At 31.1% G+C, this 10,418-nt stretch carries 10 protein-coding genes; 4 read left to right on the forward strand and 6 right to left on the reverse strand.

Annotated features, from left to right (window positions below; genetic code table 11):
* Nucleotides 1-209 precede the first annotated feature (209 nt).
* Nucleotides 210-536 (forward strand): helix-turn-helix domain-containing protein, encoded by a 327-nt coding sequence (locus DTK66_RS02265; protein WP_191667647.1) that lies wholly within the window; start codon nt 210-212, stop codon nt 534-536.
* A gap of 188 nt (nt 537-724) precedes the next feature.
* A complete protein-coding gene (locus tag DTK66_RS02270) occupies nt 725-1,597 on the forward strand; it encodes a DUF1643 domain-containing protein (RefSeq protein ID WP_191667648.1) in 873 nt (290 codons plus the stop codon).
* A gap of 156 nt (nt 1,598-1,753) precedes the next feature.
* Here the strand turns inward: DTK66_RS02270 and DTK66_RS02275 are convergent, their stop codons facing one another.
* The 4 genes from DTK66_RS02275 to DTK66_RS02290 form a co-directional block, all read right to left on the reverse strand.
* Nucleotides 1,754-2,110 (reverse strand): hypothetical protein, encoded by a 357-nt coding sequence (locus DTK66_RS02275; protein WP_225208956.1) that lies wholly within the window; start codon nt 2,108-2,110, stop codon nt 1,754-1,756.
* Nucleotides 2,111-2,393: 283 nt separating this feature from the next.
* The gene (locus tag DTK66_RS02280; protein WP_191667650.1) at nt 2,394-3,758 is read right to left on the reverse strand and encodes a hypothetical protein; all 1,365 of its coding nucleotides are present in this window, start codon (nt 3,756-3,758) and stop codon (nt 2,394-2,396) included.
* 20 nt (nt 3,759-3,778) lie between these two features.
* The gene (locus DTK66_RS02285) at nt 3,779-4,783 is read right to left on the reverse strand and encodes a hypothetical protein (protein ID WP_191667651.1); all 1,005 of its coding nucleotides are present in this window, start codon (nt 4,781-4,783) and stop codon (nt 3,779-3,781) included.
* A 12-nt stretch (nt 4,784-4,795) separates the two neighbouring features.
* Nucleotides 4,796-5,395: a hypothetical protein gene (locus DTK66_RS02290; protein ID WP_191667652.1), complete on the reverse strand. Its 600-nt coding sequence runs from the start codon at nt 5,393-5,395 to the stop codon at nt 4,796-4,798.
* Between the two features lie 331 nt (nt 5,396-5,726).
* On the opposite strand from DTK66_RS02290, the gene DTK66_RS02295 reads away from it, so the two are divergent.
* A complete protein-coding gene (locus DTK66_RS02295; RefSeq protein WP_191667653.1) occupies nt 5,727-6,476 on the forward strand; it encodes a LytR/AlgR family response regulator transcription factor in 750 nt (249 codons plus the stop codon).
* 33 nt (nt 6,477-6,509) lie between these two features.
* On the opposite strand, the gene DTK66_RS02300 is transcribed toward DTK66_RS02295, so the two are convergent.
* On the reverse strand, nt 6,510-7,259 hold the full coding sequence (locus DTK66_RS02300) for a double zinc ribbon domain-containing protein (RefSeq protein WP_191667654.1): 750 nt from the start codon (nt 7,257-7,259) through the stop codon (nt 6,510-6,512).
* Between the two features lie 63 nt (nt 7,260-7,322).
* Between DTK66_RS02300 and DTK66_RS02305 the strand changes: the two genes are divergently transcribed.
* Nucleotides 7,323-8,675 carry a sensor histidine kinase gene (locus tag DTK66_RS02305; protein ID WP_191667655.1) on the forward strand — a complete coding sequence of 451 codons (1,353 nt, stop codon included), beginning with the start codon at nt 7,323-7,325 and terminating at the stop codon, nt 8,673-8,675.
* Between the two features lie 588 nt (nt 8,676-9,263).
* Here DTK66_RS02305 and DTK66_RS02310 read toward each other — a convergent pair.
* A complete protein-coding gene (locus DTK66_RS02310) occupies nt 9,264-9,908 on the reverse strand; it encodes a PBECR4 domain-containing protein (RefSeq protein WP_225208957.1) in 645 nt (214 codons plus the stop codon).
* Nucleotides 9,909-10,418 lie beyond the last annotated feature (510 nt).

Here is a 10,418-nt window from a genome sequence, read left to right on the forward strand (position 1 = left end):
TAGCTATAATGTATTCAACGTAACTTTTTCTTGAATATATCAACTTAATACAGGAGTAATTATAACACCTTTTACCACTACAATTACATCATTTTTTGTACTTATACTTATATATGCGTATAAGTTGATATAAACAATAAGCACAGTTCCTTATTTTATTAGTATTTCTTCAATATGCTAGAAATAAACAATGAAATGAGGGCTTCAAAATGAATAATCTAGGAGCTAACATCAGAGCCAGGCGTCATGAGCTTGGCATTACTCAGGAACAACTCTCTAATAATACTGGATTGTCAATTAATTACATTTCAAGACTAGAAGTTGGAACAGCTAATAATGTCAGTGCTAAGACGCTATCACATATAGCGGAGGTACTTAAGACAAGTATGGATAAACTAATGCATGGCTCAACTGATGAAGCTGAAATGGGATTTTATCAAAAGAAACTTTGGCAAGCCTTAAATGAAATGGATGAAAAACAAGCTGAACAAGTTTCCAAAAATGTTTTAGGATTAATAAACCTTAACAAAAAATAATAATTTCACTAAATAAAGCAGGTACTACACTACACTTTTCGCAATTATGTAGTACCTGCTATTATTTTTATCTCGTTAAAGTTAACTATCCCTATTATGCTTATTCAGGTATAAACATAGTGTGAGATAATGGCAGTAAACAAGATGAATGAGTGTATAGGACTTTTACTGGAGGCGGAAAAGAAGAAATGGATTGTAAAAAAATAGACATCAATAGAAATGAATTATTTTCGAGCTGGTGGTATATAAACTCATTACCAGGTAAAAGTCCAGCGGCAGAAAAATGGCTTAAAATATTAGAATCAAAAGTTAATGATAAGGCCATTTCTATTATTCCCTTAAAAAATAGTGGAGTAACTATTTTAAGCGTAGGAATTAATCCCAGTACTTATAAGGGGAAAGAACGATTAGAGAAGATTACAGACACGATTAAAGAAGAAGAAGGTAACCCAAATTCTAAGAAAATTTATATCTATGAAAGGATTCAACAAGATCAAGCAAGATATCATCGTAAAAATGAGTATAAAGTAAAAAACGGAGGAGGTCTAGATCCCACCCGTTCTAATGTACTTAGAGCCTTTTTAAATAACCGATTCGAAGATGATCAAAAACACATAAAAAATATTAAAACCTTTATTCAAATGGATATTATCCCTACACGGACGAATAAGATAAGCTCACTAACTAATGAAGAAATAGATATAGACGCAATGGAAACTAACCTCTGCCTATTAGAAACATATTTCAAAAAAGCAGATTATATTTTCCTAGGTTGGGGCAGTAAGGTCAAAGGATTAGGAAATGAGAAGAGTAAAGAACGATATGAGATGTGTAATAATAAGCTTAAGAAACTGATAAAGGAGAATTATGAAAAATGCTATTGTTTCTGGCTAAATAAGGATCATATCCCCGTTCACCCAGTAGGAGGAGGGTTCAAAAAAGCATGTAATCCTAGAATTCATGCTGCAAGGACATTACGACGATTAGACTCAAAAGAATTAAGATATGGAATAGAAAAAGAAGAGGTAATGACAAAGCTACATACTACTGAAAAATCATAATACAGGCTTAAAAAGATATTCAGGTAAAACATAGAAAATTCACTACGTAAAAACCACCTGGTAATCGGTTATTATTACCAAGTGGTTTTATTTTAGGCCTTTAGTGTCGATTATTAACAAATAAGGCGTTCAAGTTTGTAGCACTTCTTTTATTATCTATTCTTCATCACTGTCATCATCTTGAGAGTTCGAGACATTTCGTTGGTTCTGATTAATTTTTTGAATTGCTTCATCCAATTGACTCTTGTAACTATTATATTTTGCTTCAATATCTGATTTATTAAATGGCTTACTTGAGTCTTGCTCTCCATGTGTAAAATGCTCAACATCAATTGAATCTTCATTAAAGCTAATAACATACCAAGCAAATCCCATGTCACCTTCATTTATTTGAAAGGTAGGATCATTATGTTGTTCAAAAGATGTTGGTTGTTCAGTAGCTGGATTAGAACTTTCCCCATTCACACATTCATTAAAGGTATTCATCTTCTCCTCAATACTATCTCCTCGCAAAGTATTGATATATGCGGCTACCGCTAATTGTTGATAGCTTAATTTTTCTTTTTTAGGCTGAGATGATGAGCTACTAATAACTGACTCACTGCTATTTTTTGCGGACGAAGATACTTTTTGTGATACTTGTGTCGCCTTTGCTTCTCTTATATTTTTATTGCTTTTAATTGTTTTTTTGTTGTGAACTGCTACCTAGTATAAAAAATAAAGTTGCAATTAAAACGACAATTATTCCAGATAAACTCCAAACAATTTTATTGTGTTTTTTCATAGCAATCCCTCATTACCGATAATACCCTTGCCGAGGATGATTTCTACTCCACTTTGGATGTGTACGACGATATTGTTCTTCCTCTTCTTTAGTTCTAAATCCTTTTTCAACCCAACGATCATGATCTTTCTGTTCTTTATGAATATCATTAAGTTGAACATTTCGAAGAATCGATGAAGCGCCAATGATCTTACCAATCCGTGTATGTTTCTGCAGTTCATCAAGTTGTTTCCCTTGGTTAGCAGTTTGTTTACGAGCTTCGTGTAATTGATCTTTCTGTATTTTAGATTGATTAGCCATCTCATCAAGTTGCTGGTGCTGAAGAGTAGACTGCTTAATATTTTCATTAAGCTGTTCTTGTTGAATAGTAGACTGTCTAATACTTTCGTTAAGCTGTTGTCGCTGAAGATCTGACTGTCTAACACTTTCGTTAAGTTGTTGCCGTTGAAGATCTGATTGATGACGTTGTTCCCATAGTTCTTGTTGTTGAAGTTCACTCTGTTGACGATTATGCTCTTCTTGCTCACGATGATGACGAATATTTTCATCAAATTGAACATCTTGATGATATAAATTCACACATTCTTTCCAAGAATCTGCGCGTCCATCCTGTAAAAATGTTTCAAATAATTGTAAAAACTCTGGACTTCTAAATTTAACTGGAATAAGTTTCAAACCATCTAAATCAATTGTTGCCAACTGTTCACGAATTTTTTCAGTATTTTCTTTTGCCTCTTTCATTATTTCAATATTATTTGGATCATTTTCCCACTCATTTAGGGCTTCATCAAACATCTTCTGTAAATATGGTAAACTTATCTTCTTCATTTCAGCAGCAACAGTATCTTTTTCCTTCATGACTTCTTTAGTTTTTATCTCATATTTTCTAAACTTATAAGTACAATAAAGCAAATATATAGAACCGACAAAGAGAAGCATCATTAAAATCTTTAAAAGGGGAATCCAGTGATATAGAAACGACATAATTAAAAAAGCTGTACTCAAAATTAGCAGAATAATTGATCCAAAGTTCTCATATCTTGAACCAAAGCTAAAATCAGCTTGTTTTTGAATATAGTTATTCTCTAATTGATCTAAAAGATTAAACTTTTTAAGCAACAATCTATATGTCGTAGAAGTAGGAGATTGCTTAAAAGTAGTTGCGAAATGACTATTAAAAAAACTATCTTTATCTCCATTTAACATTCCCTGAAAAGTAATCATTGATTCATCGTATTTATCACAAAAGCGCTGATCTAATTCTTCTTGAGCTTCATTAATATAAATATTATTATCTAAGATTTGTTCTAATTTATTTTTATCGTTAATGTTACTAACTAGGTGTTTGAGAAAGTCATTTAACTCTTCCCGTTTCATATCAAATAAATCTTGCATTTCTAATCTCCCATTGCTTCTGAATTCTCTGCAACTTTCTTAACTTGCTCATATGCACCATTCTGATTAACTAGATCACATATTTCTTGCCAAGTTGTCGTTAATACTGGCTGATCTGAATCATCGCTTCCTTCTCCAATCGCCTCTGATGGCATTGCACTTGGAACATAGAAATAAACATTATCGTTGTCTGTAGTATAGAAAGGTACTGCCCCTGAACCAGTATGGAGAGGCATTAAACTTACCGGATCAGTTCCTTCTTGATAATCTGCACCAGTTTCTTTTCCAATTGCTAAACCATTTTGTTGAACTGCCATTTTAAACTCAAACATTTTTTGATGATGTTCAGAGGCATAGTAATAAGCGGCCGCTGCTTTCAGCTTATCATCCATATTTGCTGGCGAAAGCTGCTGTGTGTGTTGCGTAGTAGATACAGGCTTTTTATTGCTTGAACTAATTTTCTTTTCACTACAACTTCTCCGGACAGTAGTTGACTGAGCATGAGAATGAGCTGAGTTAGTTGATTTTGTTGAGGCAATAAAAAAGATAATCAAAGAAATAAGAATTATAATCACTATAATTAATGCTGAAACAATGATTTTATCCTTATTTGGACTTGGCTTTTTTGAACGCTCCGTTTCTTGCTTATCCTTTAACTTTTCTTTTGTTTTGTGAGAATGATGGTTTCTTCGCAAATATTTTTCCCATGGGTAATAACTATGATTAGACAATAATGGATAAGCATATGTAACTAAGATAATTAAAACAATTGCGTACCACCGAATAGATGAAAAAATAATAGCAATTAGTATTAGAACTACGGTTGTTATTAAATTATGTGTTAAAAATCGAAATACTTGTGCAAGGTGATCCTCAGTAAAGGCCAAATGATGAATGATATTGGTATCTTTGTTTTTTTCTTCACTTTGAAGCCTATTTTCTAACTTTTCAATTTCTTGTTCTAATTCTTTATTTTCATTAACATGTTGGTTCTCAGGTTCTTTCATTTTTCTCTCCCATTATTGTTGTAAGTGAATATGTTGAGCCTTATCTTTTATCTGGTCTACTGCCCCCTGATCATTTACATAGTTAATAATGTCACGTAGATTTACAGTAGCATATGGATCTTTATCGTCATCTTTATTTACTGCAGAAATATCATAAAAGGCAACTTCTCCATCAGCTCCTACTGTATAAGTAGCCATGTGACTTCCACCTTCTTGACTTGGATGAAGCATCCATGAATTTCCTCGGCCCTTAACATTTAGTCCATCAGCATTATCATTCTGATAAATATCTAAATTATCTGCACCATCAAAAATATCTTTCCAAATCGTTTTTCCAACTTTATGTTGTCCATAATAGGCAATAGCTGCTGCTGTTTGCATCGGAGTAATAGTCTCGTAATCTAGTTTTTCTTCACTTTTACTAGATGAAGAAGTAACTGACTTTGTCTGACTGGAAGACTCAGAAACTCTATCCTTATTTTTGGCTATCTTTTTCGAACTAACTTGTTCAGTTTGTATTGATGACTGCTTAAATACTTTCCCAGCAAAATATGAACAAATAAATAGACACAGAACTACAATAGTTAATAATACCCATTTAATCTGTTTCATTTATAGGACACTCCTTCCCAAATAAAAAGGCTTCTCTCCATCAAGGGAAAGAGACCTTTAGTTTTTATAGCCCAATAGTAAACAAAAATAGCAATTAACTATCGAATGCCAATTACTTTGTTATTTTATAATTTTTCATTTTTTTGTGGTGCATTGAACGTCGCTATTTGGGAGCGAACGAAATAATATATATTTATTTTTACTGACTATAAAATTTAATCAAAATTCATTACATTGAGCGTCAATATATTGTATTAAATGAAAATATTTTCACATACTTATCAATATTACTTATCTTTTTTAGTAATATTGACTATCGAGAGGTGACAATATGCTAAATATAATTACTTTAGAAGATCATCTTGAAGAGCAAAAGTTATTAACCAATGTTATCCATAATATTCAAAATAAATTACATATTCGTAATATCAACATTCAAACATTTAATAATTTAAGAGACCTTAATCGGAATCTTCTTTTCCCGTCTCCTGACAATATTTATATCTTAGATCTTGAGATAAACGGAGATTTAAAAGCCGGTCTTAAAGTTAGCAAATTGATTAGAGAAAATGATGATTTAGCCTCCATCATTTTTCTTACTGTTCATGAAGATCTTCTATATACTACTTATAAGTATCAAGTTGAGGCCCTTGATTTCATTAACAAAAATTATCATACAATTGAAGAGGATTTAACTAGAGATTTTCGTAAGATTTTAAGTAAACAAGCCACTAATCGTGATGAAATAATTACTATTAAAAGCAATAATCTTTATACAAGGATTTCTACTCGAAAGATATTATTTTTTCAAAGTAGTCCCACTAGTACACGCCAATCTTTAATGTATACGATTGATAATCGTCAAATAAATGTTAATTCCTCTCTAAAAGAACTCGAAGAAACTTTTCCAAAACTATTTCGTCCACAAAGAAGTTATTTGATAAATCTTAACAATATTCAAGATGTTGACATTAAGAAAAAAGAAATTCATTTTCTTAATAGCCAGCTGATTGTTCCGATTTCACGGCTAAAACTTCATAAACTTATTAGCATTCTTGATTCACAAAATATTAATTGGTAACTAAAAACCACCCTAAAAAAATAAGGGTGGTTTTTAGTATTGGGACAAAGTATTAAGCTGATAATATCGAATTTGCGGATTATTGGAAAAATAACACTGACCCTGATCTCTATATTGGTCTATAAATTTTACTGGATCTTTTTGAGATGAAATAAGTTGAATCGTGACTTTTGGTTTTTCTTTTTTTATTTCTATTAAATTTTCGTTCTTCTTGATACGTTGGATCATTATATATCTTGTTAAAGGTTTACCATTATTTTCTTTCCACAAGCGATTATAACCATTTTGATTCTTTCCATAATAATAAGCCTCCTCCCTAAAAGATCTGTTTTTATGCCACAAACTTTCTTTTCCACCAAAATAATTTGCATAATTCCGATTCAATGGTCGGATATCGTAATATTCACTAAAAATTGTTTCATGGTCACTATTTTGATAATTAATTTGAACTTTTCTGGAGGCGGATGCGTGATATAAGTAAGTAGTAGACTTTAAAGAAGCCACAAGGCAAAAAGTACTAATTATTACTATTAAAATAATACCGAGCCTTATAAGTAACTTTTTGTTTCCTAACCAACTTTTAGGATAAAAAGTTAATGATAATTTTTTATTTGTTATTGGTAATTTTGTTCCACAATTAGGACAATGTTTTCTATCCAAAGAGCATAAACGCCCGCATTTAGGACACTTAATAGTTAAATTTTGATAGAGTTTATTTCCGCAAAAATGGCAATATTCTGCTTTATTATCATTAATTCCATTACATTTAGGACATATTTTCATTACTTTTTGATCTCCTTATGGTTTACACTAAAAAGGTATTTCATTATTCATAGGAGGATTTTTATGCAATTTTTTAACATTCCTGCATTACTACCACAATTTTTCCCATCGCCACTATACTGGCTTTCAAGCGGACTTATCTGGAATTTATTGTATGGTAGTACTTATTTATTACTTTTTAGCCGTTTAAGCAATATTCACTTTAAATGGTGGTATTTCATTATTGCTGGCTTTATTTATTCTTTTGCAATCAGTTTAGTCGGCAATATTTTAGTTATCTTAATAATGCTATTAATCATATATTATTTTGTTGTCCATCGACAAATTTCTTTTAACATTATCGGTAATCAGTTTATCTATGCCAATTTTATTCTTTTGATAACGTTTGGTTGCTTCGGTTCCCTTATTACTTTTCTATATAATCTTCTAGTTAAAGTTCCAAACTATAATTTTGTCTATTATGTACTCGGAAATCTAAAAATTATTGTCTCGTTCTGCGTTGCATACGGAATAATAATATGGACAAAGAAGCTATTCAACAGTTACATTAACAATGTAGTTATTCCTTATCCTGTTTTAGCCTGGATTATTAGTATATTAATGCTCACATTCTTACTTTACGAATTTAGAGTAAATGGAGGTGGTCATCCTAATAAGCTTTCTATAACAATTGCTGTTACCCTCTCTTATGGTATTATCGCATTAATTGTCATTAAAGGGTTTACAAATTATTATCGACAAAAAGCTCTTGCTACTACATTAAAATTTGAAGTTGATAACTTACAATATTACACTAGTCACATTGAAGAAATGTATGATGAACTACGTCGTTTTCGTCATGACTACAAAAATGTTTTATACAGTCTGACTGGCTCGTTAGAAAATAATGACGTTACAGAAGCGAGAAATATTTTAAATCGTGTTCTGATTCCATCAGAAGATAGTATTACACAAAAAACTAGTGTATTAAGCCAACTAGAAAACGTCCAGAACTTAGATCTTAAAAGTTTAATTTACAATAAAGCAATGACCGCTTTAAAAGATAATCTTAAACTCACAATAGAAATTGACGAACCAATTAAGTTTTCTAATGTAATTGAACCACTTGATTTAATTCGAATTTTATCAAATCTCTTAGACAATGCTATTAAAGCTGCTAAACAATCTAAGGATCGTCAAGTAAGTATTTCCTTATTCACTAAAGATAATAATCAGTGGATCATTGTTGGTAACTCTACAAAAACTAAATCCCTTAATTTACAGCAACTTTCAAATAACCATAATAATTTAGAGAGTACTCATGGACTAGGATTAAAGAATTTACGAATGATTCTCGCTCGTTATCCTCAAGTACAACATGAATTAAGCTCAAAAGATTATTGGTTCCAACAAGTGATTGTTATCCCAAGTAAATAAAATATTAAAGAACAAATGATTTTTCACTTAATGTGATTAAAATCAGTTACAAAAAAGGTACTGCGTAGTTTGAATTTACGCAGTACCTTTTTCATAATATCCTTAACAATTTTTGGTAGGATTTTGGTAGGGAACAATATTACTTTCACTTATTTTTAGATTGAATTCGTTCCATTAAATACCGTTATATTGGCTTTCCGCAACCATATTAAAAAGTAATATTATTCATACTCAACTAATGAAGCTGAAATGGTATTTTATCAAAAGAAACTTTGGCAAGAATTAAACACAATAGATGAAAAACAGGCTGAACAAGTTTCAAAAAATGTTTTAGGATTAATAAACCTTAACAAAGAATAATAATTCCACTAAATAAAGCAGGTACTACATAAATCCAAAATACGTAGTACCTATTTTTCAGTTTATAATGACTTTTAATAAACTTAATTCTTAACCCTTCAAACACACTAAATCCTGGCTTATTTTAGCCTTGACCAATTGCTATTGGACTTAGCTTCACTCTTAAAACATGGTTAGAAGCAATAGTTAAGTGTAGATGTAATTAGTTTAATGGCTAACAATTACCGATCAATTTTTCTTATTATTGGTATTTTTTAGATTTTTAATCCTATGGGTTTGTTTATTGACTGCATAAATGTTTTCAATCTTTTGACCACGAGGAAATCTCTGCTCATATCTCAAATTGAGAAATGAAATAGGATAGCTAATTGTTCCTCTATCTCGTAAGGCAATTGCAAATCTTTGCGAAGAAGTCCTAATCGAATGATCGAACTGTAAATACAAATACTTACCACTATGAGTAAGTTCCAGTTTCTCATCAAAGAGTTTTGTTATTAACCCAAGCATTGATAACTTACTAAACGTACTACCGTCTTTCTTAATCAGGATACTCGCTAAATCTAGTTTATTACTAAGTGCATCCTCAAAAAAATCTTTAGCACCACGTTGATACAAAATACCACAGAGATGCATATAATTACTCTTATTTATATTTAACCCTAATTGTTCGGTTTTAGTTTTCACAAAAATTGTATTATTGATAAACTCTTTTTGTAGATAGTTAGCAACATTATTTATATCCTTAAAATACCTAGACAATCGGATAATTTCACCCGATCTGGGTTTTCGATACTGTTTATTTTTCATAAAAATCTGTCCTAAAATAAAAAAGCGAGCTGCTAGCCAGCCCTCCTTTTTATATATTGGTTTCATTTCCGTGCTGGGTCACGCGTGAGGTCTAACAATCACTTACCTCTTTCATAACTAGATTAGTTCAGGTTCTAGTAACCTAAGTAGCTAAAGCTACTTCAAAATATCCCAGTTAAACAGTGCCAACACACTGACCTATTCGGTACAATTATTGTACTATAATTTAAAATTAATTACAACTTTGCAACTTAGATTCACACTTTTTCACACAAAAATCAGCCTTAAATCGTTGTTATATCAGTCATCTTAGGGATATAAGCTCTTAAAAATATTTACCTTACTTAGACTTGTATGAAATTCGTGTTAAGCTACTAATAAAAATTAGTATAAAGCGCCCTATAACAACAAGTAAAATACCGTTATTATAGGGCGTTTCATACTTTATAATGTCAACTAGACGATTCGAATCTTTAACCCCATCATTATATTTGAAAGAAAATTAACAGCAAAAATAGGTACTGCACACATTAAAATTATGTGGTATCTGTTTTTGGGCTATAATGCCCTCTGAGT

This window comes from Limosilactobacillus walteri (assembly GCF_014830205.1).
Taxonomy (GTDB): domain Bacteria; phylum Bacillota; class Bacilli; order Lactobacillales; family Lactobacillaceae; genus Limosilactobacillus; species Limosilactobacillus walteri.